The 23,372-nt window shown below is 60.0% G+C and carries 14 protein-coding genes and 2 pseudogenes; 8 read left to right on the top strand and 8 right to left on the bottom strand.

Translation table 11 applies throughout. From position 1 onward, the window contains the following. Window positions 1–71: 71 nt before the first annotated feature. The 5 genes from AB7M26_RS21255 to AB7M26_RS21235 all read right to left on the bottom strand — a co-directional run bounded on the left by AB7M26_RS21255 (window position 72) and on the right by AB7M26_RS21235 (window position 7,047). A complete protein-coding gene (locus AB7M26_RS21255) occupies window positions 72–1,340 on the bottom strand; it encodes an OprD family porin (RefSeq protein ID WP_123494709.1) in 1,269 nt (422 codons plus the stop codon). Window positions 1,341–1,468: 128 nt separating this feature from the next. Continuing rightward, complete coding sequence (locus AB7M26_RS21250) at window positions 1,469–3,241, bottom strand: acyl-CoA dehydrogenase C-terminal domain-containing protein (protein ID WP_123494710.1); 1,773 nt, start codon at window positions 3,239–3,241, stop codon at window positions 1,469–1,471. 64 nt (window positions 3,242–3,305) lie between these two features. Beyond that, complete coding sequence (locus AB7M26_RS21245) at window positions 3,306–4,976, bottom strand: cation acetate symporter (RefSeq protein ID WP_123494711.1); 1,671 nt, start codon at window positions 4,974–4,976, stop codon at window positions 3,306–3,308. Then, window positions 4,976–5,302 (bottom strand): DUF485 domain-containing protein, encoded by a 327-nt coding sequence (locus AB7M26_RS21240; protein WP_008146418.1) that lies wholly within the window; start codon window positions 5,300–5,302, stop codon window positions 4,976–4,978. Before AB7M26_RS21240 ends, AB7M26_RS21245 begins: the two co-directional genes overlap by 1 nt. Window positions 5,303–5,424: 122 nt before the next feature. Beyond that, complete coding sequence (locus AB7M26_RS21235; RefSeq protein ID WP_123494712.1) at window positions 5,425–7,047, bottom strand: acyl-CoA synthetase; 1,623 nt, start codon at window positions 7,045–7,047, stop codon at window positions 5,425–5,427. Between the two features lie 230 nt (window positions 7,048–7,277). Here AB7M26_RS21235 and AB7M26_RS21230 point away from each other — a divergent pair, with 230 nt between their 5' ends. The 3 genes from AB7M26_RS21230 (at window position 7,278) to AB7M26_RS21220 (ending at window position 11,574) form a co-directional block, all read left to right on the top strand. After that, window positions 7,278–9,554 carry a PAS domain-containing sensor histidine kinase gene (locus tag AB7M26_RS21230; RefSeq protein ID WP_123494714.1) on the top strand — a complete coding sequence of 759 codons (2,277 nt, stop codon included), beginning with the start codon at window positions 7,278–7,280 and terminating at the stop codon, window positions 9,552–9,554. 4 nt (window positions 9,555–9,558) lie between these two features. After that, on the top strand, window positions 9,559–10,194 hold the full coding sequence (locus AB7M26_RS21225) for a response regulator transcription factor (protein ID WP_123494715.1): 636 nt from the start codon (window positions 9,559–9,561) through the stop codon (window positions 10,192–10,194). Window positions 10,195–10,389: 195 nt separating this feature from the next. Next, on the top strand, window positions 10,390–11,574 hold the full coding sequence (locus AB7M26_RS21220; RefSeq protein ID WP_185022083.1) for a patatin-like phospholipase family protein: 1,185 nt from the start codon (window positions 10,390–10,392) through the stop codon (window positions 11,572–11,574). 9 nt (window positions 11,575–11,583) lie between these two features. Here AB7M26_RS21220 and AB7M26_RS21215 read toward each other — a convergent pair whose 3' ends face one another. Both AB7M26_RS21215 and AB7M26_RS21210 read right to left on the bottom strand, forming a co-directional pair. Continuing rightward, window positions 11,584–12,237, bottom strand: coding sequence for an MliC family protein (locus tag AB7M26_RS21215; RefSeq protein ID WP_123494717.1), 654 nt, complete (start codon window positions 12,235–12,237; stop codon window positions 11,584–11,586). An 86-nt stretch (window positions 12,238–12,323) separates the two neighbouring features. Next, window positions 12,324–13,247, bottom strand: a complete 924-nt coding sequence (locus tag AB7M26_RS21210) for an AraC family transcriptional regulator (RefSeq protein WP_259698660.1) — start codon at window positions 13,245–13,247, stop codon at window positions 12,324–12,326. Window positions 13,248–13,499: 252 nt separating this feature from the next. On the opposite strand from AB7M26_RS21210, the gene AB7M26_RS21205 reads away from it, so the two are divergent. The 5 genes and pseudogenes from AB7M26_RS21205 (at window position 13,500) to AB7M26_RS21185 (ending at window position 18,418) form a co-directional block, all read left to right on the top strand. Next, on the top strand, window positions 13,500–15,257 hold the full coding sequence (locus tag AB7M26_RS21205) for an alpha/beta fold hydrolase (protein ID WP_429386078.1): 1,758 nt from the start codon (window positions 13,500–13,502) through the stop codon (window positions 15,255–15,257). A 175-nt stretch (window positions 15,258–15,432) separates the two neighbouring features. Continuing rightward, on the top strand, window positions 15,433–15,888 hold the full coding sequence (locus AB7M26_RS21200) for a hypothetical protein (protein WP_429386077.1): 456 nt from the start codon (window positions 15,433–15,435) through the stop codon (window positions 15,886–15,888). 46 nt (window positions 15,889–15,934) lie between these two features. Beyond that, a pseudogene (locus AB7M26_RS21195) lies at window positions 15,935–16,009 on the top strand (hypothetical protein); the annotation flags it as partial. Window positions 16,010–16,037: 28 nt separating this feature from the next. Further along, window positions 16,038–17,504, top strand: a complete 1,467-nt coding sequence (locus AB7M26_RS21190) for a DUF3300 domain-containing protein (RefSeq protein WP_429386075.1) — start codon at window positions 16,038–16,040, stop codon at window positions 17,502–17,504. A gap of 26 nt (window positions 17,505–17,530) precedes the next feature. Next, complete coding sequence (locus AB7M26_RS21185; RefSeq protein ID WP_123494723.1) at window positions 17,531–18,418, top strand: DUF2950 domain-containing protein; 888 nt, start codon at window positions 17,531–17,533, stop codon at window positions 18,416–18,418. Between the two features lie 61 nt (window positions 18,419–18,479). Here the strand turns inward: AB7M26_RS21185 and AB7M26_RS21180 are convergent. Then, window positions 18,480–23,326: pseudogene (locus AB7M26_RS21180) on the bottom strand (M10 family metallopeptidase C-terminal domain-containing protein). Window positions 23,327–23,372 lie beyond the last annotated feature (46 nt).

Here is a 23,372-nt window from a genome sequence, read left to right as displayed (position 1 = left end):
GAAGATTCCCGAGTCGTAAAAAAGGGGAGCCCGCCGGTAGCGTGCCCCCCCCTCAGAGAAATTGAATCGACTTACCAGATCGGCAAGGTGTAACTGACGATCAGGCGGTTTTCATCCAGGTCGCTGCCGAAGTGGGTCGAGCGAACTGTCGCGTTACGCCACTTCACGCCGACATTTTTCAGCGGCCCGCTTTGCACGACATAACCAATGTCGGTATCACGTTCCCATTCCTTGCCTTCGGGGCGATTGCCGCCCAGATCGATGTTGTCACCGGTGAGGTAACGGGTCATGAAGGTCAGGCCCGGAATGCCGATGGCCACAAAGTTGTAGTCGTAGCGCGCCTGCCAGGACTGTTCGTCCTTGCTGGCGAAGTCGCCGATCTGCACGAAGTTCACCAGGAACGCATCGGTGCCGTTGACGTAGGCGTAGCCGGTGTCGCCGCTCATGCCTTGATAACCCAGGCCCACCGCATGCCCGCCGAGGTTGTAGGTGAACATCGCGCCGATGGCGTTGTTATCGACATTGCTGCCGCCATCATCCGTGGAGCGGGCGAAGCGCAGATCGGTCTTCAGCGACTGGCCGGTGGTGACTGGCAAGACGTAGGTCAGGTTGACCAGGTGCTGGCTGTAGAAGTTGTCGAGGTGGCCGTAGCTGTAGCCGGTGGCGAGGTTGCTGGTCCATTTGTAGTTCAGGCTGGCGAAATCGAAGCTGTCGCTGTCGAGATGACGCGTGGTGATGCCCTTGGCGCCGGTGCGGGTGATGCCCATGTCCTCGTAGTCCGAGGAGTCGCGCTGATTGACTTGCGTCAGGCGCCCGGCATCCACGGTCAGGCCTTCGAGTTCCAGCGACGTCAGCTGACCGCCCTTGAAGGTTTGTGGCAACAGCCGTGAATCATTGGCCAGTACCGTCGGCAGTTTCGGCAGCAGCGTGCCCAGTTTCAGTGTGCTTTTTGAGGCACGCACTTTGGCGGTCAGGCCCAGTTCGCCGTACTCGTCCTGCGCCCCTTTGCTCGTGTCACGGTGGCGTTTAAGCAGGCCGGAACCTGCGCGATCAGGGCTGGAATCGAGCTTGACGCCGAGCAGGCCGATGGCATCGAAGCCGACACCGATCAACCCGTCGGTGTATCCCGATTCGTAGCGCAGCAGGAACCCCTGGGCCCATTCCTCTTGTTTGGATTGGGCGGCGTTGTCCTGGCGATAGTCACGGTTGAAATAGAAGTTGCGCAGCTCAAGGCTGGCCTTGCTGTCTTTGACAAAGTCAGCGGCGGCGGGGGCCGAGAGGCTGATGACGCCGCCGGCCAGCAACAGTCGGGTAGCGAGGATGCGGGTGTTGCGGTCCATGGTGAAGCCCCTTTGTTTTTATTATGGAAAGACAGGTCCCGCGGCCCTCGCCAGGTGGGCGAGGGCTTATCAATAAAAAACGCGAACGCCAAAAAGAGAGGAGCGTGGCGCCGCGTGCGGTTCAATCGTTAGAACTGTTCGGCGCTCAGGCCAAACAACGAGGCACTGCCCGCGCGGATGGATTGCTCCAGGCTCAAAATGCGCGGCAGCAGGCGGTGAATGTAGAAGTCGGCGGTGGCGATCTTCGCGCCATAAAACCCTGCATCTTCGTGCAGCTTTTTCTTGGCAACCTGTGCCATGCGCGCCCAAAGCCAGGCATAGGCGACGTAACCGAACAGGTGCAAATACTCCACCGAAGCAGCGCCGACTTCGTTGCGATTGGTGGTCGCCTGGTCCTGTAGCCAGTCGCTCAGGTCTTCCAGACGCTGCACGGCATCGAACAGTTGAGCGGAGTAGGGCGCGTCGGGCTGATGGGCGAAATGACGGATCTCGCCGGTGAACTGGCGCAGCGCGGAGCCCTTATCGGCGAGCACTTTGCGTCCAAGCAAGTCCAGGGCCTGAATGCCGTTGGTGCCTTCGTAGATCTGCGCGATGCGCACGTCACGGACCAATTGTTCCTGGCCCCATTCGCGGATGTAGCCATGGCCGCCGAACACTTGCTGGCCGTTGATGCAGCTTTCCAGGCCGGTGTCGGTGAAGAACGCCTTGGCCACCGGCGTCAGCAGCGCAACCAGGGTTTGCGCGTTGTCCCGTTCCTGGACGTCATCGGAAAACTTCGCCAGATCGAGTTGCTGGCCGACATAACTGGCGAACGCGCGGCCGCCTTCGGTCATGGCTTTCATGCTCAGCAACATGCGGCGCACGTCGGGGTGGACGATGATCGGGTCAGCCACTTTGTCCGGAGCTATGGCACCGGTCGGCGCGCGGCTCTGAACCCGTTCGCGGGCATAGGCGACGGCGCTCTGATAGGACGCTTCGGCGCAGCCAATGCCCTGAATGCCGATGGACAGGCGCTCGTAGTTCATCATGGTAAACATCGCCGCCAAACCTTTGTTGGCTTCGCCGACCAGCCAACCGCTGGCGCCGTCGAAGTTCATCACGCAGGTGGCCGAGGCCTTGATGCCCATCTTGTGTTCGATCGAACCGCAACTCACAGCGTTGGCTGCACCGAGGGAACCGTCGGCATTGACCAGCACTTTGGGCACGACGAACAGTGAGATGCCTTTCGGCCCCGCGGGTGCGTCCGGCAGTTTGGCCAGCACCAGATGGACAATGTTTTCGGTCAGGTCCTGATCGCCACCGGTGATGAAGATCTTGCTGCCGGTGATGCTGAAGCTGCCGTCGGCCTGAGGTTCGGCGCGGGTGCGGATAATCCCCAGATCAGTGCCGGCGTGGGCTTCGGTCAGGCACATGGAGCCGGCCCAGCGGCCTTCATACATCGGCGGCAGGTAAAGATTTTTCAGGGTGTCGCTGGCGTGAGCATCCAGCGCCAAGCAGGCACCGGAACTCAACGCCGAATACAGCGCGAAGCTGGAGTTGGCGCCGTAGAGCATTTCTTCGAACTGCACGGCGAGCATCTTCGGCATGCCCATGCCGCCAAAATCGGCGTTACCGGAAAGACCCACCCAGCCGCCTTCGATGTAGGTGGCATAAGCCTGTTTGAAACCGATTGGCGTGCTGACCTGGCCATCGACCCACTGGGCGCCTTCCTCGTCGCCGCTGCGATTCAATGGCGCAATCAGGTGCGAGGTGACTTTGGCCGCCTCCTCAAGAATGGCGTCAGCGGTGGCGGCGTCGACACTGTCGGCCAGGGCCGGCAAGCGTGCCCACAGGGCCGGGGCGTCGAACACTTCGTGCAAGACAAAGCGCATGTCGCGCAGCGGGGCGTTGAATTCGGGCATAACGTGAACCTCAAAAGGGTGTGCGATGGGCACGGCGCCGCTAGAGCAGGCCGTGCCCTTTCAATCAATGAGCGGAAGCGCTGGCGGCACCGAGGCCGGTCTGGGCGCGAACGAACTGGTCGGCGTAAGCGTCACGCTCCTTGTCGGCCCGCACGCTTTGGTCGAGTTTCGACACCACGACGATCACGAAGAACGCCAGCGGCATGGAGAACAGCGCCGGGTGGTCGTACGGGAAGATCGCGTGAGCATGGCCGAGCACGGTGACCCAGACCGCTGGCGAAAGGATCACCAGCACCAGCGCGCAGATCAGGCCGGCGAAACCGCCGATGATTGCACCTTTGGTGGTCAGGCCTTTCCAGTACATGGCCATGATCAACACCGGGAAGTTGGTTGATGCGGCGATACCGAAGGTCAGGCCCACCAGGAACGCGACGTTCATCTTCTCGAACAGAATGCCCAGCAGAATCGCGATGATGCCAAGGCCCACGGTGGCCATGCGGGTCACGCGCATTTCCTGTTTCTGGCTGGCTTTGCCTTTCTTGAACACCGTGGCGTAGAGATCGTGGGAAATCGCCGAAGCACCGGCCAGGGCCAGCCCGGAGACCACCGCCAGAATGGTGGCGAAGGCTACGGCCGAGAGGAAACCGAAGAACAGGTTGCCACCGACCGCTTTGGCCAGGTGCATGGCGACCATGTTGCCGCCGCCAATCAACGCGCCGCCGACTTCACCATTGACGTAGTACTGCGGGTCAGTACCGATGATCACCATCGCGGCAAAGCCCAGGGTGCAGACAACGAGGAAGAAGAAACCGATGAAGCCCGTGGCGTAGAACACCGACTTACGCGCTTCCTTGGCGTTAGGCACGGTGAAGAAGCGCATCAGGATGTGCGGCAGACCGGCAATCCCGAACACCAGGCCCAGCGACATCGAAGCGGTGTTGATCGGGTCGGCGAGCATTGAGCCGGGGCCCATGATGTTCCAGCCGCTGGCATGGGCTTCGACGGCTTTGCTGGCCAGGGTTTCGTAGCTGAAGCCGAATTGCGACATGGCCATCAACGCCAGGGTCGTGCCGCCAGCCAACAGCAACACAGCTTTGATGATCTGCACCCACGTGGTGGCGATCATGCCGCCGAAAATCACATACACCAGCATCAGCGCGCCGACGATCACCACGGCTACCGGGTAGTCGAGGCCAAACAGCAACTTGATCAACTGACCGGCACCGACCATTTGCACGATCAGGTAGCAGCACACCACCGTCAGTGAACCGAAGGCGGCGAAGATCCGCACTTTGTTCTGGTCCAGGCGATAGGACACGATGTCGGCAAAGGTGTAGCGCCCCAGGTTGCGCAAGCGCTCAGCCATCAGGAAGGTGATGATCGGCCAGCCAACAAAGAAGCCGATGGTATAGATGAAGCCATCGTAGCCCTTGGCGAACACCAGGCTGGACAGCCCCAGCAGCGTGGCGGCGGACATGTAGTCACCGGCAATTGCCAGACCGTTCTGGAACCCGGTGATGCCACCGCCCGCGGTGTAGAAATCAGACGTGGATCTGGTTTGCCGCGCGGCCCACCAGGTGATGGCCAGCGTGCCCAGTACGAAGACGAAGAACATGCCGATCGCATGCAGGTTGAGCGGTTGTTTTTCCACCGCACCCAGCGCGGGCGCAGCCAGTACAAAAGAAGCCGGCAACAGCCCGGCAGCGGCGAGGAGAAGTTTACGCAGCAGGTTCATTACTTGCTCTCCTCGAGAATGGCGGCACCCAGTGCATCGAAACGCGTGTTGGCGCTGTAGACGTACCAACCGGTCAGCAGCCAGGAAAAAATAATGATCGCCGCGCCCACCGGCATGCCCAGGGTCAACATCCGATGCTCGGCGAGCGGTGCATGCAGCCACTGCGGGGCAAACGCCACCACCAGCATGAACGCGTAGTAAGTGCCGAGCACGGCAGCACTCAGCGACCAGGCCAGGCGCGAACGGCTGCTCACCAATTGAAGAAATTTGGGGTTGGACCGAATGCGTTCACAGCGTTGGGTATCGGTTGAATGAATGTCGATCATGGGTGGCTCCACATTGTTTTTGTTATCAGTGTGTAGGTCAGGGGCAGGGCCAAATTCAGCCTGCACGAGCCCGAAGCGGCAGGTAAAACACCTGCCGCCTTGTGGGTACGACGTCGATTCGGTTAGAGCGCTTTGGCCCTGTCGCGCAGAACGTACTTCTGGATCTTGCCGGTTGAAGTCTTCGGCAGCAGGGTGAAAATCACTGTGCGCGGGACTTTGAAACCGGCCAGGTGTTCGCGGCAGAAACTGATGATGTCGGCCTCGCGAACGTCCTGGTGATCAGCCTTCAATGTGATAAAGGCACAGGGCGTTTCGCCCCACTTCTCATCGGGACGGGCGACGACGGCCGCTTCCATGACGGCTGGATGGCGATAGAGCACACCTTCCAGTTCGATGGTGGAAATGTTCTCACCGCCGGAAATGATGATGTCCTTGAGTCGATCCTTGATCTCGACATAACCGTTCGGATGACACACGGCCAGATCGCCGGTGTGGAACCAGCCGCCCTCGAACGCTTCGGCCGTGGCGGTCGGGTTCTTCAGGTAGCCTTTCATCACGGTGTTGCCACGCATGAAAATCTCACCGATGGTCTGACCGTCTCGCGGGGTCGGCTCCAGCGTCTTCGAATCGCCAACCATCACGCCTTCGAGCGTCGGGTAGCGCACGCCCTGACGGGATTTGATTTGCGCTCGTTCGTCCAGCGGCAACTCATCCCATTCGGCATGCCAGGCGCAGAGTGTCACCGGGCCATAGGTTTCGGTCAGGCCATAGACGTGGGTGACCTTGATGCCCATTTCTTCTACGGCTCCGATCACTTTGGCCGGCGGTGCGGCACCGGCGACCATTGCGTTGACCGGATGATCGATCGCCGCTTTAGCTGATTGCGGCATGTTGACCAAGGCATTGAGCACGATCGGCGCAGCGCACAGATGGGTGACCTGATGCTCGCGGATCAGCGTGAGGATTTTCTGTGGATCGACGCGGCGCAGAAACACATGCACACCGGCCATGGCGGTGATGATCCACGGGTAGCACCAACCGTTGCAATGGAACATTGGCAAGGTCCAGAGGTACACCGGATGGTTGCCCATGGCCCAGGTCATCTGGTTGCCCAATGAGTTCAGGTAAGCACCGCGATGGTGGTAAACCACGCCTTTGGGGTTGCCGGTGGTGCCGGAGGTGTAATTCAGCGAGATGGCTTGCCATTCATCATCGGGCCACTGCCAGGCGAAAGCAGGGTCGCCTTCGGCCAACAGCGCTTCATAGTCCAGATCGCTGACAGCCTGGCCTTCGCCGTATTCCAGATCATTAACGTCGATGACCAATGGCGGGTGATCCAGCATGCCGATCGCCGCGTGAATCACATCATGGAACTCACGGTCGGTAATCAGCACCTTCGCTTCGCCATGCTGCAGCATGAAGGCAATGGCTTCGGCATCCAGACGCACGTTGAGCGGGTTGAGCACCGCGCCAATCATCGGCACGCCGAAATGCACTTCGAGCATCTCGGGAATGTTGGGCAACATCACCGCCACCGTGTCGTTCTTGCCGATGCCGCGACCGGCCAGCGCCGAGGCCAGACGGCGGCAGCGGGTGTAGGTCTGCGCCCAGGTGCGGCGGATCGAGCCATGGATGACGGCGGGATAGTTTGGGTAAACGCTGGCGGTGCGCTCGATGAAGCTGAGCGGAGACAAGGCAATATGGTTGACAGCCGCAGGGCCTAGCCCTTGTTCATAGATCGACATGTACGGGTACTCGGTGGCTGATTGTTAGCTCTATAGGTGACCTTGCAGCGTAGCCGCTGAAGTCGCCTTTTATGTCCGGCCTGCTTTATATAACATTCAGCTAGCGATATGGAAGTACAACCTACGTAATATAGTATATATACTATATTTGATTCTTGCGGATCTAAATGAATACAGTGACACCGCCAAGGCCGGTATATCCTTGGCTTCCCCAACGAAGCGGACCTGTGATGACCCTGACTCCCGTTCGATTGCACAGCTGGTTGCGCCTTCAGCGCGAGGGCGTGTCGCTGGCCGCCCGGGCCGATGCGTTGTGCCGTGCGCTGCAGGATTGCCCTGAGGTGCGCCGGGCGGTTTATCTGAGTTGGCAAGCCAATGCGCGGATTTACAGCCACGAGGGCGCCGCCCAGCATTTTCCTCCGGGGCTGGGCGACCCTTCGCTGGCCAGCGATCAGCAGCTGTTTGATCGGCTGGCCGAAGCGGGGCGGCTGGATCTGGCTCAAGTACGTCAACTCGATTGTTGGCTGGCCGGCCGACTGCGCCGGGCTGCTATCAGCCATGGCCAGGTGTTTGATCTGGCGTTGCAACCGGGGCAGGCGGGTTTGTTGCTGGTGGAAGTGTGCGAGGGCGTGAGTCTTGACTGGCTGGGTTGGGTGCAGGACTTGCTGACGACCTTGCTGAGTAGCGTCAACGGCATGCTGCGCGGCTCACCGCTGTTGGGGCACGACCCGCAACCGAGCCTGTTGCTCGATGCCCAGGGCCGGCCGCTGGAGTTCAATGCCGCGCTATTGGCACTGCTCGCCGAAAAGCCGCTGACGGATGTGCTGGGTTTTCTGCCGGTCAATCACCGGGTGCTGGTACGCGCCTGCCTGGACCAGCAACGCGCCATCGAAGGGGTCGAAGCCCAGTTCGAAACGCAGATCCTGATCTGGACGTTTATCCCCGATCCCCAGGACAACCGTGTGCTCGCCCGGTGTCGCGATGCCACGGCACAAGTGCTGGCTGAGCGTGAAGCGGCCACGGCACGGCGGCTGTACCGGCTGATCATTGAAAACACCACCGACCTGATTTCCAGGCATACACCCGACGGGCGCTTTCTCGATGCCTCGCCGGCGTCCTGGACATTGCTCGGCTACTGGCCGGAGGAATTGCGGGGGCAAATGGCCCAGGGCTTGTTCCATGGTCAGGACCTGGCCAGCCTGGTACAGCGCGCGCGGGATGCCCTGGAGCAGGACGGTTATCACACGATGACCTATCGGATTCGCCATCGGGATGGGCATTACCTGTGGTTTGAAACCGCCAGCCGGGCGATTCGTGAAACCTATACCGGGGCGGTGGTGGAAGTGGTCAGCGTGTCCCGGGACATTACCGCCCGGGTGCACGCAGAGGAGAACAAGCGGCGCCTGGCGGAAGTCGTCGAGGCCAACACCGATCCGGTGTTGTTCATCGACTCCGAGGGGCAAGTCACTTACCTCAATCCAGCGGCGCGGCGCATTCTCGGGATCGACGAGCAACAACCGATGCCAGCCCTGGCAACGTTATTCGCCAGCGGCGACCTGGCACGTCTGCAGCGTGATGGCTGGAGCAGTGCCGAGCGCGACGGTGTCTGGAGCACCGATGCGCGATTGCAGCCACCGGCAGGTGGCACTTCAGTGCCGGTATCGCTGGTGCTGCTGGCGCACCGTTCGGCAGGCGGCGAGCGCTATTACTCGTTGGTGGCGCGGGACATGACCGAGCGTGAACTGCGTGAAGTGCAACAGCGCCGCCATCAGGACGAACTGGCGCACACCGCGCGGTTGGTCACCTTGGGTGAATTGGCCTCGGGCATCGCTCACGAAATCAACCAGCCATTGGCGGCGGTGGTCAATTACGCCAATGCCAGCCAGCGCTACTTACAGACACTGGATTCCAACCCCCAGGCTGCCGCCAAAGTGGCGCAAGGCCTGGAGCGCATTACCCATCACGCCACGCATGCTTCAGAAGTGATCAGACGTTTGCGGGCGTTTCTGCGCAAGGGGCAACGCCGGATGCAGGCCTTGAATTTCACTGATGTCGCCCGCGAGGCCGTGCGTTTATGCGCCTGGGAGGCGAGCAATTGCCAAGTGACAATCGAGGATCGCCTGCCGGATAATCTGCCGCCGATTTATGCCGACCGAGTGCTGCTGGAGCAGGTCCTGCTCAATCTCTTGCGAAATGCCATCGATGCCAACCGCGAACAACATCCGGGGCAACCCTCGCTGATCGTGATGGCTGCGGGGCAGGGCGCTGGTGCAACCGTGGAAATCAGTGTGCAAGACCAGGGGCCAGGCGTCAGCGAGCCCGAACTGGAGCAGATATTTACCCCGTTCTATACCAGCAAGGCCGATGGCCTGGGACTTGGCTTGTCCATGAGCCGCAGCATCATCGAAGGTTTTGGTGGCGAGTTACAGGCCCGACGCCAACCTGTCGGGCTGCTGATGTGCTGCCGCTTGCCGCTGGCCGGCCCAACAAAACAACAACAGGAATAACGTAATGGCAGGTGTGACAGAGCACGTGGTGTATGTCGTCGACGACGATCAAGGCATGCTCGACTCAACGGTCTGGTTATTGGAATCGGTCGGGCTCAAGGCCTTGCCGTTTACCAGCGGCGTTGAGTTTCTCAATGCCTGTGATGCCAGTCTTGATGCTTGCGTGCTGCTCGATGTTCGCATGCCCGGCATGGGCGGTTTGAACGTGCAGGAAGAAATGCGCGCACGTGAGCTGAACCTGCCGATCATTTTCGTCAGCGGGCACGCAGATGTACCGATCGTGGTTCGCGCCTTCAAGGCGGGCGCCCATGACTTCATCGAGAAGCCCTACAACGAACAATTGCTGCTGGACAGCGTGCAACAGGCGCTCAGCAACTGCGCGGCAAACCGCTCGGGCAATCAGGGGCACGAAGCCTTGCAGGCGCGCTTGCTGACACTGACCCCACGGGAGCGCGATGTCTTGCTGCCGCTGGTCCAGGGTTACACCACCCGCGAGATCGCCGAGCAACTGGGCGTCAGTGCGAAAACCGTCGATCTGTATCGTTCGCGGGTGATGAAACGCATGCAGGCCAATACCTTGCCGGACCTGGTGGGCATGGCCATCGCCGCTGAACTGGTCGATCCGCTGAAGCTGCGGTGATTGCTGGCGTTTCTAATGATCGTCCATGGGGGGAGGATCAGCCGCAGGACAGACCGGACGTCCCGCCAACCTCATGACTGCCTTTGCTTGCGCTAGCATGAAAGATGTTCAGGCCACTCGCCATTGAGACTGGTCATGGGGTGTGTCGAGTGTGCGTGACGGGCTCTGTCAATTGCGGGGGCCGGAGGAGGCGTGTTGAAACCATTCCCGCTCAGACCTGGCGCCTCAACCCTGAACATGTTGCGTCAAGCATGCCTGCAACGCCGTGATGCGGTGCCGCCAACGTTAACGGAAAAAGCGCTGATCCCGGGCATTCCAGATGCTCGCTACTGGCTGGACCAGGACCTGACGCCGTTCATTCGGGATGTGAGCCAGGCCAACCTTCGAGAGGCTGAGGTGCTCGCCAGCGCAGGGCTACCGAATGACATCCTGCCGAGGGCAAATTTGCTGGCCGTTTCGGGTGGCGGTGACGCTGGCACATTCGCCGGGGGCATCATTGCGGGATGGACCCTGCATGGGACTCGACCTGTATTCAAAGTCGTCACCGGCATTAGCGCTGGCGCCCTGGTCGCCCCGTTTGCCTACCTGGGGCCCCAGTACGACGATGTCATTGTGCGTATCTGCAATGCAGTCGGCCCAAAAGACATTTTCCATGCGCGCAATTTGCTGACCCGTCTTACCAGCGATGGCATGGCGCACAGCAAGCCACTGTCGCGGCTCATTGCACAGCACGTCACTGCCGGGATTCTTGCGGCGATCGCCTCGGAATACGCCAAGGGACGGCTCCTGATGATCGGTACAACCGACCTTGATTCAGGGCGCCCGGTCACCTGGAACATGGGCGCTATTGCCTCCAGCCAGGCACCGGGAGCGCTCGAGCTGTTTCGCAACATCATGGTCGCGTCGATGAGTATTCCCGGTGCCGTCTCACCCGTCATGATTGATGTAGACGTTAACGGCCACCCGTTTCAGGAAATGCACGTGGACGGAGGTGTCCTGACGCAGGTGTTCCTTTACCCACCCGGCACCGTGATGGCGCTGAACCAGGTGCCCGGGGCGCGTTTGCGGCGTGAACGGCATTTCTATGTGATTCGCAACGGCAAACTGGAACTGCAATGGTCCGGAACGAAGCGCCGAACCTTGAGCATCGGCGGTCGAGCCATCAGCGCATTGATCCAGACTCAGGGGATCAGCGATCTGGACCGAATTTACCGAATTGCCCAGCAGGATGGGGCGGACTTCAATCTGGCGTACATCGGCTCCGATTTTCGCATTTCTCGCCTCCATAAATTCGATGGCGAGTACATGAAGCGCTTGTTCAAATACGCCTTTGAACTCAGCGCCAAAGGCTATCCGTGGCATAAATCGCCGAGCACGTGAGAGACGGTCTCAGCTGACAGGCTCGGCCGTACAACTCATTTCCCCTGAGCCTGGCTTCTGGAAAAGCACCGCGTTGCCGTCTTGCCAGAAGCTGTAGTTCCCTTGGGAATCCTTGCCGGTGTATTGGGTTCCCGAATCATTCTGCACCTGACTCAGGGTGATCGAGCTGTTCGCCCATTTCAGGTACACGACACCAGGCTGCGTGTTAAAGAAAGTGGCGGCAAGCAGCGCATTAAACCCTGTACACCGAAACGCCAACGGGCCTTCGGTGAGCCTGTCTGGATCCTTGGTTCTCGCAATGACCGAACCTTGACGCAGCTGGTGCGCGCGCTCGGCATAATGTCGGATCGTACACGCCTTGGGCGCAGGGTCGGAGGCACACTGATTGCGGGCGTCGATCCAGAATTGCTGGTCGATCATGATCTTGTCCGGACGCGGTACTGAATGATCGTCCGTGAGCGCCAGGCGATAAAGACGCGTCAGTTCTATATCCATCTGCATCAGTTGTGGGTCGCGACAAATCAACTTTTCGACGGATGCCCTTGCCGTGGCGCAGTCGAAACTGGTGTGGAAGATGGGCGACGCATTTGCACAGGTGCTCGTCGCCGCGCCCACGCTGGCAGCGAACAGACAGGTGAGCGCTTTCATGTTGGGTTGATTCATTACCTGATACCCGGATTGCTGTGGGATCTATTGATCCGTTGAACAGTCATTTGTTCGCATTGGGTGTATCGCAGTATAAGGCTGTATTACAGATTGGACTGGCGAGCGCGCCAGGTTGATGGACTGCAATCGAAGTGCCGGCTGAACCAGCGGGAGAAGGCGCTAAGTTCGGAAAACCCCAGAACCCCGGCGATCTCACTCAAACGTTGATTGGAATGTGCCAAGTGACGCATTGCCAACTCTGCACGCACCTGATCCAGCAGCGAGGAAAATGTTTCGCCCTCCTGCGCAAGCTTGCGATGCAGTGTTCGCCTGTCCCATCCCAAATTGGCCGCCACTTGTTCCACCGAGCAATGGCCCGTGGGCAGCACTGTCCAGATCATCTGGCGCACCTTTTCAAGTAAAGCTGTTTTGGATTCTTCGCGGATACTGTCCAGATACTGATGAACATAACGGGCCCTGTCCGGATCGGCACTGGGCAGTGCCTTGTCCAGATCGGTACTGCGGCAAACGATGCCATCCATCAGACTATTGAACTGCACGGAGGTGGCGAATATGCGGCGGTGTCGACTGTCGTCCATCGGCGCTGCGTGACGAAAGCAAACCATTGAAGGGTGCCAGTGGTTTCCCAGCAAGGTTTTCAGCAGGCGGTGGGTCACCCCCACTGACAGTTCCATCGCCTGACGCACCGGCAGGTTTCCCACCGTGACCTGTTCCATGCGCAAAACCACCACGCCGCCACTCTCCTCGATATTCAACACCAGCCCCTGATTGTGGAGGAAAAGGAAGTCGCGGAACGCTTCCATGGCCGAACGGATCGTCTGTTCGTCACGCCACAGCAGTGCCAGAGGCCCCAGATTGGAGAGCTTGCGGGTTTCGGCCATGCGCAAACCAAAGTCGTCCACACCCGCTTCACGCGCCGAATTTTCGAGCAGACGTGCTACAGCTTCGTTGGGAATCTTCAAATCCGGTTGAAGCAGGCATCGGTGATCGAGGCCGACGAGGCGCAATTGCTTGAGGTGATCGATGTGTAGCAATCGGGCTGTTTCAGCGTAGTTGGTCAAGCTGGCACTGCGAACAAGGCCACTCATGAATGATGATTTCTCAATCCGGGACAGCGATTTATCAGCTTAGCAGGTGGATGTCCCGCAAAGTCAAGGTGAACGCCGGCACCTGCGCGACACTGCGTCACGTCCCATCGTGCCTGCATCTGGGATGACTCGTTGCCCTCAAGGCTTGTGTACAAAAACAAGAGAATGGCTATGAATAAAACACCTCGTATCACTCGATCAACGGATACGCCTGTCAAAGGTCGCCGCGCGCCAAAAGCTCTTCAAGAGCAGCAGAAACAGGAGTTAGCGGTCAAGACAGCACAGGTTGCTACGCCTTTGCTCAGGGTGCGCCCGGTCGATCTGCTTGGCGCCTCCGGCTCTCTGTTCAAGGCCGTGGGCAAGACGCCAGTAAAGGCCGCGCGGCATGTTGGCAGTTTCTTCAAGGAACTGGGCAATATTGTCGCCGGCAGCTCCAGCGTGGCACCGAATCCCAAAGACAAACGTTTTTGCGATCCGGCCTGGCAATCCAATGCCTTGTTGCGCGGCCTGTTGCAGAGCTACCTGGCTGGCAATGACGAGCTGAGCCGTTTTATCGACGAGGCCCATCTCGATGCCAGAGAAAAGGGCCGTGCCCGGTTCATTGCCGCACAGTTGTTTGATGCCCTGGCGCCGAGCAACCTGTTGCTGACCAATCCGGCAGCGTTGCGCAAGTTGCTCGATACGGGCGGCATGAGCCTTGTCAAAGGGATCGGGCAGTTCTCCAGGGACCTTCGCCACAACGGCGGAATGCCGATGCAGGTGGACAGCGCGCCATTCAAGGTGGGAGAAAATGTCGCCACGGCGAAGGGCGAGGTGGTGTTGCGCACCGAGATGTTCGAACTGCTGCAATTCGCCCCAACCACGAAAAATGTACATGCCCGCCCATTGGTCATGTCACCGCCGCAGATCAACAAGTACTACGCCATTGACTTGTCACCTGATAAAAGCCTGATCAAATGGATCCAGGACAGCGGTATCCAACTGTTCGTCGTCAGCTGGCGCAATCCGACCAGCATGCACCGCGACTGGGGCTTGTCCGAATACGCACTGTGCCTTGACCAGGCGGTCGATGTCGCGCGGCAAATCACCGGTAGCGAGGATGTCAACATGTGGGGTTCCTGTTCAGGTGGCCTGACGCTCGCGGCCTATCTCGGCTGGCTGGCGGCGCGCGGTGAAGGCGCCAAGGTGGCGAACACCAGTTGGGCGGTGTGCGTGCTCGATATGCCCGCGCTCTTTGGTGACACCGCCATCGGCCTGTTTGCCACGCCGGCGGTACTGCGCGCGGCGAAGACCAGTTCGCAGTGCAAGGGAACACTCAGTGGCCAGGACATTGCGCGCATGTTCGCCTGGATGCGACCCAACGACCTGATCTGGAATTATTGGGTCAACAACTACCTGTTGGGCAACAAGCCGCCGGCATTCGACATTCTGGCATGGAACAACGACTCCACGCGTCTACCGGCAAAGCTGCATGCCGACTACCTCGATCTGGCCCAGCACAATCCCTACAGCAACCCGGGGGTATTGCAGATTGCCGGCGAGTCGATCGACATGAGCAAGATCAAGGTCGGTGCCTATGTGATCGGCGGCACCACCGACCACATCACACCTTGGCAGGGCTGCTACGGTACCGCCCGATTGTTCGGCGAAGACAGCACCTTCGTCCTCTCCAATGCCGGCCATCTACAGAGCTTGATCAATCCGCCGGGCAATCCAAAGTCGTATTTCTACGCCGCCAATGCCACCGCCTCAGATCCGGAAAGCTGGCTGCAAGACGCAGGCGAGAGCCACACCGGCAGTTGGTGGCCGCATTGGCGGCAGTGGATTGAACAACGGTCGGGCGCTAGCCGGCCAGCACCACGCAAACTGGGTTCACGCAAATATCCGCCGTTGTATGCAGCCCCGGGCCATTACGTACTGGAGCGTTGAGATTGGCCGTATTGCGGTGTAAGTCAATTGCTCAAAACTACCCACATCCGTTCGAGGGGTGCACACATACAAAAGGAATTAGAAGTTGCACCCTAAGAACATTGTTCCAGGGTTAGTCGCCAAACGCTGAACTAGACTCAAAGATCCAAAGCACACTGATAGCAGTGGAGGCTTTATGAAGAAATCCATCCCCCCCTGCGTGGCTACGATTGTCTCGGTATTTTGCCTTTGCGCTTCAGCCGAGACCGTAACGCCGCTCAAAGGGCAGTCCCCCGAATTGATTCAGCAGGACATCAGCTCATGCCAGGCTCAGGCCGGGAGTGCGACAAGCACCAGCACGACGTCTCAATCAGGTGGACGTGCCCGTGGTGCCGCTACTGGCGCAGTAGCCGGTGCGGCGGTTGCCGGAGCACGCGGTCGTCAGCATGACGAGCTTTATGACAAGGTAGACGACGACGTTAAACAGGAATATCGACAGAACCAGGCCAAGGATGCGGCGGTGGCAGGTGCGGTTGTAGGTGGATCTCGGCAACGTCAGGATCGTCGCCAGGATCGCCGGGCAGAACCGGCGGCTACTGCTTCCGCCTACAACAGTTGCATGCAGCAACGGGGCTATCAGATCACTCCTTGAACTTGCGTTAAAGACTTCTTGAACTTGCGTTAAAGGCTTGAAGAAAGCCAAGAGCATGAAGATCTGTATCGTCTTTGACGGGCGCGACGGTGCAGGGAAGGGCGGAACGATCAAGGCGCTCAAGCCTGCCTGACCACAGAGGGGGTGCAATGCGCATTCCATTGTTCTACGCGGTGTCAGCTGTACTGTTTTTGAGCGGATCTTCTTGCCTGGCGCAATCATTGGATGCGAGCGCGACCACAAGCGCTGCCGATACAGCGCCCGTCACCGCGGCGGCCAAAGATGCCGTGTTTACCCAGGAGCAGCTGGACCAAATGCTGGCTCCTATTGCGCTTTACCCGGACCCACTGCTGGCCCAGGTGCTGATGGCCACCACGTACCCCGGGGAAATCGCCGAGGCGGTCACCTGGTCTAAAGCACACCCGGACGCCAAAGGCGATGATGCGGTCAAACAAGTGGCCAACCAGCCCTGGGATCCGAGCGTGCAGGCGCTGGTTGCTTTCCCACAAGTCATGGCAACGCTGGGACAGGATCCCGTCTGGGTGCAACGCCTGGGTGATGCCTTCCTGGCGCAGCCCGACGATGTCATGGGGGGTGTGCAACGCTTGCGTCATCAGGCCCAGGCAGCAGGCAACCTGCAGAGCAACCAATATCAGAACGTGACGGTGCAGGCGGCACCGACTCCGGCAGCACCGGCTCCGGCCAGCAGCACCTCCACGATCATCATTCAGCCCTCCGATCCGCAGGTGGTTTACGTACCCAGTTATAATCCGACAACAACCTACGGCACCTGGCCTTATCCGGCATCGCCTCCCGTGTACTATCCACCGCCGCCGGCCTATTACCCCGGTTCGGCATTGATGGCCGGGCTGGCCTTTGGTACCGGTGTGGCTATCATCGGCTCGTTATGGGGTGAATGTGACTGGGGCAACAACGACATCGACATCGACGTCGACCGCTACAACAACATCAATCGCAACAACCAGATCACTCGGAATCAGAACAAGTGGCAGCACAACGCTGTTCATCGCGATGGCGTTCCCTACCGAGACAGTAAGAGCCGCGAACAGTACGGCCGACAACTGGACGGTGCCCGTCAGCGTGAAGCCTATCGAGGGGACGATGCTCAGCGTGCCCAGGCTCGTGAAAAAGCCCGTGGTTCAATGGACAAGCACGGTATCGAGCGACCTGCCACCAGCAACCGCGAAGCCCGTGATTCGGCGCGCAAAGCCCAGTCCGCAACCGCGCCCGGCAATCGAATGCAAGCCGGTACCGACAGACCGAAAGCGTCTGACAGGAGCCAGGGCACTGCCAGAAGTACTCGGGAGAGTCAGCCTCCCAGGAAACAGACCGCTCAGGTAAATCAGCGCGGACAAGGCGATTTGCAAGGGCGCCAGACTGCGCAAAAACGGCCGGCTGCCAGTACCGGCAGTGCGGGCAGTGCGCGCAACAATGCATTCGCCGGCGTGCGCTCGCCGTCCCAGGCCAACGCACAAGCCAGTCGTGGCCAGGCCAGCCAGGCATCCGCCCGGCGCCCCAGTGCCTCGCGTCCAGCCGGCCATCAGGTCAGTCGGCCGTCCAGTCCACCCGCGCGTCAAAGAGGGGGCCGTCGTTGAAAAACAATGCTCGAGTGAAGGCTCTCATGGGCTTGCGCCTTCATGTCATGGCGATCGCTGCCGGCTTGACGTGGTCGTGCATGGTTATGGCACAACAGGATTTTCCAACGCCGGAAATGGCCGCCCAGGCGTTCGTCGAAGCACTGGGTACGGAATACGCCGATCAGGCACGCCTGACTGAGTTGCTGGGTAATGAATGGCGCAGTTTCATCCCGCGCGAAGGCGTGCAACGCAGTGATGTGGATGCGTTTTTGAAGCAATACCGCGAGCAACACGCCATTGAAAAAACCAGCGATCGCAAGGCGGTCCTGTCGGTTGGCAGTGACCACTGGACCCTGCCTATCCCCATGGTAAAAGGCGCGAACGGTTGGCACTTCGACATCGACGCCGGTAGCGCCGAAATCCGTGCACGTCGAATTGGCCGCAACGAACTCGCCGCGTTGCAATCAGTGCTGACTTATCACGACGTCCAGATGGAATATGCATCCGTGGATCGTGACGGTGACGGCGCACTCGCCTACGCGCAGAAAATCTTCAGCACCGCCGGCAAGCATGACGGACTTTATTGGGAGGACGACGATAGCGGTCAGATCAGCCCGTTGGGGCCTTTGTTCGGCAAAACCATTGCCGGCGAAGACTGGCAGGGCTATCACTTCCGCATCCTTGATGGCCAAGGTCCTTCGGCCCCGGGCGGCGCCTATAGCTACCTCATCGGTGACGAGATGAGCCGTGGTTTTGCACTGATCGCCTGGCCGGCGAAATACGCTGACACCGGGGTGATGAGTTTCATGATCAGTCATGAAGGGCAGGTGTTCGAAAAAGACTTGGGACCCGGTGGTGACCAGTTGGCGCAGTCGATGAAGCGCTTTGATCCAGATGACAGTTGGAAGGTGGTTACCGTGGGGCAGGAATAGATCTGCCTGGGACTGCAAATCCCTTTGGGAGCGGGCAAGCCCCGCTCCCGGGGATGTGAGCCTAACCCAAGACTGTGAAATCGCTGGCGTGCAACTCCTGGACGCCTACCAACTGGATTTCGAACTCCGGCGTGGCGTCGGCATCGACACTGCCGTAAAGAATGCCATCGGCAAAGCGCAGTTGGCCGGTGGCGTCGGCAGGGTCAAAGGCATTGCTGCCGACGAAGGTGAAGGCGTCGACAGCGGTGGTCAGCGGGTTGGCGTCCAGGCCGGTGAAATCCAGAAGATCGCCCTCGGTGCTCTTGAATCCGTTGATCACATCGCGCAAAGCCCCGATGCCCATGTCCGACAGCGCACCAAACGCGTAGGTATCCGCGCCAGTGCCAGCGGTGAGGTTGTCGGTGCCGGCACCGCCGATCAGCCGGTCGTTGCCCGAACCGCCCACCAGCGCATCGTTGCCCGCACCACCGTTCAGAACGTTTGCGGCGCTGTTGCCCGACAGCGTGTCGGCGTAGGCGCTTCCCGTCAGGTTTTCGAAGGATTTCACGGTGTCGAGTCCGGAACTCACGGTGTTTTGTTGCGCTGATGTCGAGAGGTTTACGGTGACGCCGGACAAGGCGCGTTCAAAGGACACCGTGTCATTGCCATCGCGCCCATCCAGCACGTTGTTCCCGGCGCCGGCGAACAACGTGTTGTCCAGCGCGTTGCCCGTGCCATTGGCGGCGCCAGTGCTATCGATATACAGATGCTCAACGTTGTTAGCGAGGGTATAGGCCGCCAAGCTGCTGTGCACACTGTCGACCCCTCCCGGCGCCGCATTGCTGTTGATCTCGATCACGGTGTCGCCGGCGTTGTCGACATAGTAGGTGTCGTTGCCATCGCCGCCGCTCATGCTGTCGTCCCCTGCGACACCATTGAGCACGTTATTGGCGGCATTGCCGGTGATGAAGTTGTGCCGCTCATTGCCGGTGCCGTTGATGGCCGACACACCGGTGAGCACACACCGGTGAGCACCAGGTTCTCGAGGTTGGCACCCAGGGTCCAGCTGACCGAGGCCTGCACCGTATCGATCTGCGAGGTCGAGGTGTTGGTTTCCACCACGCGGTCGGACGCGTTATCGACCACATAAATGTCGTTGCCATCGCCACCGGTCATGGTGTCGGCGCCCAGTTTGCCATCCAGCGTGTCGTTGCCCGAGCTGCCCACTAGGGTATCCGCCTGGTCGGTACCGGAAATCATGTTCTGAGCGTTGTCGAAAATGTCCTGCACGCTGTTGTTGTCGTTGGGATTGCCTTGCAAGCCAAGGTCATTGGCAATGTAGTCGGCCAGGCGCTGGCCGACGATCTCCGCCGACTCCTCGTGCAGGTGCCAGACGTCGTCGGGATACGCCTGCGGATCGACTTCGTGGCGCAAGGGCAGGTCGGTGTAGTCCACCGCCAGCTTGACGTCGGCGCGCTCGGCGGCGATGGCTTCCTGGGCGGCGCGGACATAGCCAACCCCCTCGACGATGGAGGCGATTTTCTCTTCCGAATAACCACGGGCACGCGCCGCGTCCTGTTCGTAGTGACCGGTTTCCATCAAGTACACGCTGAAGTTGCCGAACTGGGCATGCAGGTAATCAAACACCTTCAGGGTCGCGGCCTTGTAGTCCGCTGCTGCCGCTGCTTTGTCCGTGGCGCGGGCAATCTCCTGGGCGGCTTCCTCGCCCTGGCCCCAAATGATGCCCATGGTGACGTTATCGATCGATTGCAGTTCGGTGAGCTGGTCGCGCAGCAGCGTCACGGCGCGCAACAGCGCAGCCCCGGGTTGGTTGGTGTCGGTCAGCCACCAGCACAACTTGAGTTCCTCGGCGCTGAGGGTCGACAAGCCTGTAACCGTGCTGCCGCCCACCGCGATGTCGATACCGTTGCCATTGGCATCGGTGAATTGGCTGCGCACGTCATAGGGGGTATAGCGGTCCAGGTCGTTGACCAGCATCGAGGTGCCGGACTGATTGTCGTCCTCCGTCATGCGCAGCAGGCGCGCATTGGATTGGCCGAGGGTGGGCAGGTAGAGGATGTCCTGCTGGACGCTCTCGCCGAACACGAAGTTGCTGGCGGTCAGGGTGTTGAGGTAGTTGCCGTTGAGGGCGATTTCAAAACGATTGCCATCGGCATCCGCTACGGCGGACTTGATGTAGGTCTTGTCGCCGGCCGCGTTGAGGGTGATGTACAACGTGCCATTGCGGCCATCGCCGAGGCCTACAAAGCCCGGGCCCGAAACATCGATCTTGTCGACGCCTATGGTGAAGTCATAAATCGTGTCGGTCACCGTGACACCGCCGGTGTCGTAGTCGCGGTAGCTGTCGAGCACGTTGGTATAGCGGAAAGTGTCGGCACCGTCGCCGCCGTACAGCGAATCGCGTCCGGCGCCGCCATCGACGATGTCCGCGCCGGTGCCGGCCTTGATTGTGTCGTTGCCACCGAGGCCGAGGATCAGGTCCGCACCCGCCGTGCCGTTGAGGGTTTCGGCATTGTTGGTGCCGGTGATGGTGTTGGCGGGCGCATCGGCCACGACCAGGGCGAAGCTATCGCTGACCGATGCACCGGCCGGGTCCGTGGCTTTGACCAGCACGTTGTAATTGCCGGACGCGGTGCTGGTTGGCGTGCCGGTGAAGGTCAGGTTGGTGGCATTGAAGTCCAGCCATGCGGGCAGGGCGCTGCCATCGGCCAGGGTCGCGGTGTAGCTGAGGCTGTCGTTATCCGGATCGGTAAAACTGGTGGCCGGCACCGCGTAGCTGAACGGGGTGTTTTCGGTCGCGTTCTGATCCAGCAACGCCGTTGCCACCACCGGCGCATGGTTGACCGTTGGCGAAGTGGCAAAGACGAAATTGGCGCTGGTCAGCGTGTTGAGGTAGTTGCCGTCCAAAGCCACTTCGAAGCGGTTGCCATTGGCGTCGGCGGTCAGGGACTTGATGTAAGTCTTGGTGCCGGCACTGTTGAGCACCACGTACACGGTGTTGTTCTTGCCATCCCCCAGGCCGGTGAAACCCATGGCCGAGAGGTCGATTTTGTCGGCGGTGGTATCGAAGTCGGTGATCAGGTCGCCAAGGTTGGCGCCGCCAGTGTTGTAGTTGCGGTAACTGTCCAGGCGATTGGAGAACACAAAGATGTCCGCCCCGGTGCCACCGGTGAGGGTGTCCATGCCTGCGCCTCCGTCGAGCTTGTCGTCGCCCGCGCCGCCACTGAGGCTGTCGTTGCCCGCCAGGCCGAGGAGGGTGTCGGCAGAATCGCTACCCAGCAGCGAGTCGCTGCCGCTGGTGCCGGTGATCACGCGATTGAAGATGAAGTTATTGGCCGTCAGGGTGCTGGCCAGGTTGCCCGAGAGAATCAACTCGAAGCGATTGCCGCTGGCGTCGGCATCGTAGTCCTTGATGTAGGTGCGGTCGCTGCTGGCGCTGTAGCTGACCTGCAGGGTGCCGCCACGGCCATTGCCCAGGCCGGTGAAACCGAGGGCGGCGAGGTCGATCGTGTCCTGGGTGACGTCGAAGTCGGTGATGGTGTCATCGAAGCTTGTGGTTGCGTTGCGATAACTGTCGGACTGAGCGACGAAACGGAACGTATCGGCGCCCGTACCGCCGGTGAGTTTGTCGATACCTGCACCACCCACCAGAATGTCGCCACCGGCACCGCCATTGATGGTGTCGTTGCCGCCAACGCCGTAGAAAATCTCGCTGGCAGCACTGCCCAGCAGGGTGTCGTTGCCAGCCGTGCCTTGCACGGTGGTCATCGGCACCGTGGCGCTGACATAGCTGCCGTCGCCATAGATCAGCGTGGCACCGTTGCTGGTGTGGCTGATGGTGTTGCCGATGATGGCGTTGCGATCAGTGCCGTCTTCGTTGCGTTCGGCGACGCCGTAGGTCGACAGGTCGCTGCCGGTGATGATGTTGCCCTGGATCGTGTTATCGCTGCCGTTGAAGTACTTGCCGGACACGCCCAGGGTGTCGTTGTAGGACTGGATGATGATCTCCGGTACGGGGCCGCCCAGGGAATTATTGTTCAGCGTGTTGTCGATGATCTCGACGTGGTTACTGCCGTAGATGCGTATCCCGGCGCTGGCATTGTCGTGAATGTCGACGCCGCTGACCGTCACCTCGCTGGACATTTTGATCAGCACCCCTTCGGCGCCGTTGCCGTACACCTCGCCACCGGTGATGGTGATGTTACTGGGGGAGGGGATGTCTTCGCTGCCGCGCTGGATCACGATGCCATTGCCGCCGTTGTCGTAGGCGACGTTATTGGTGAGTGTGAAATCGTGGGTGCTGGTGACGATGTTGAAACCGTGGCGGTCGTTGTCGTAGGCGATGTTGTTTTCGAAGGTGCTATAGCTGAGGAAGTCAGCCACGAAGCCGTCCAGGCCGTTGCCATGGGACACGCTGTTCTTGATGACCATGTTGACGGTCTGCTCGTGGGGGTCGAAACCGTACCCGGAGCAATCCTTGATCTCGACGCTGTCGAGGGTAACGTTGGAGTCGTAGCCTGCTTCGCCAGGTATGTAACCGTTGAACCAACCGTCGATCTTGCCCGTGGTGCTGTCACGGTTGCCGTCGATGGTGAGGTTGCTGACGCCGAAGTCGTGGGTTTCCTCGCCATAGGCGGAGCGGATGACCCCCGTGATCTTGGTGTCGGAGCCGTCAGCCACCTTGACGGTGGTTGCTCCCATGCCGTCGCCGTACAGATAGACGTTGCTCTTGAGCATCAGGCAACCGTCGGAGGGTTCCTCACCTCCCGAAACAATATAAGTTCCGGTCGGCATATACACCTGCCCACCGCCTGCAGCGGCCGCCGCATCAATTGCACTTTGAATCGCCGCCGTGTCGTCAGTGATGCCATCTCCTTTGGCGCCAAAATTTTGTACATTGAAAATCATGAGCTTATCTCCGTATCAGGCGAAAACCTCGAAAGATGCCAATATT

Source organism: Pseudomonas sp. F-14 TE3482 (assembly GCF_053629455.1).
This window is presented reverse-complemented; position numbering and strand designations above follow the sequence as displayed.

Bases quoted from the DNA above. Each gene is read 5' to 3' on its own strand.
- AB7M26_RS21255 (WP_123494709.1), bottom strand. From the start codon at position 1,340: ATGGACCGCAACACCCGCATCCTCGCTACCCGACTGTTGCTGGCCGGC.
- AB7M26_RS21250 (WP_123494710.1), bottom strand. From the start codon at position 3,241: ATGCCCGAATTCAACGCCCCGCTGCGCGACATGCGCTTTGTCTTGCAC.
- AB7M26_RS21245 (WP_123494711.1), bottom strand. From the start codon at position 4,976: ATGAACCTGCTGCGTAAACTTCTCCTCGCCGCTGCCGGGCTGTTGCCG.
- AB7M26_RS21240 (WP_008146418.1), bottom strand. From the start codon at position 5,302: ATGATCGACATTCATTCAACCGATACCCAACGCTGTGAACGCATTCGG.
- AB7M26_RS21235 (WP_123494712.1), bottom strand. From the start codon at position 7,047: ATGTCGATCTATGAACAAGGGCTAGGCCCTGCGGCTGTCAACCATATT.
- AB7M26_RS21230 (WP_123494714.1), top strand. From the start codon at position 7,278: ATGACCCTGACTCCCGTTCGATTGCACAGCTGGTTGCGCCTTCAGCGC.
- AB7M26_RS21225 (WP_123494715.1), top strand. From the start codon at position 9,559: ATGGCAGGTGTGACAGAGCACGTGGTGTATGTCGTCGACGACGATCAA.
- AB7M26_RS21215 (WP_123494717.1), bottom strand. From the start codon at position 12,237: ATGAATCAACCCAACATGAAAGCGCTCACCTGTCTGTTCGCTGCCAGC.
- AB7M26_RS21205 (WP_429386078.1), top strand. From the start codon at position 13,500: ATGAATAAAACACCTCGTATCACTCGATCAACGGATACGCCTGTCAAA.
- AB7M26_RS21200 (WP_429386077.1), top strand. From the start codon at position 15,433: ATGAAGAAATCCATCCCCCCCTGCGTGGCTACGATTGTCTCGGTATTT.
- AB7M26_RS21190 (WP_429386075.1), top strand. From the start codon at position 16,038: ATGCGCATTCCATTGTTCTACGCGGTGTCAGCTGTACTGTTTTTGAGC.
- AB7M26_RS21185 (WP_123494723.1), top strand. From the start codon at position 17,531: ATGGGCTTGCGCCTTCATGTCATGGCGATCGCTGCCGGCTTGACGTGG.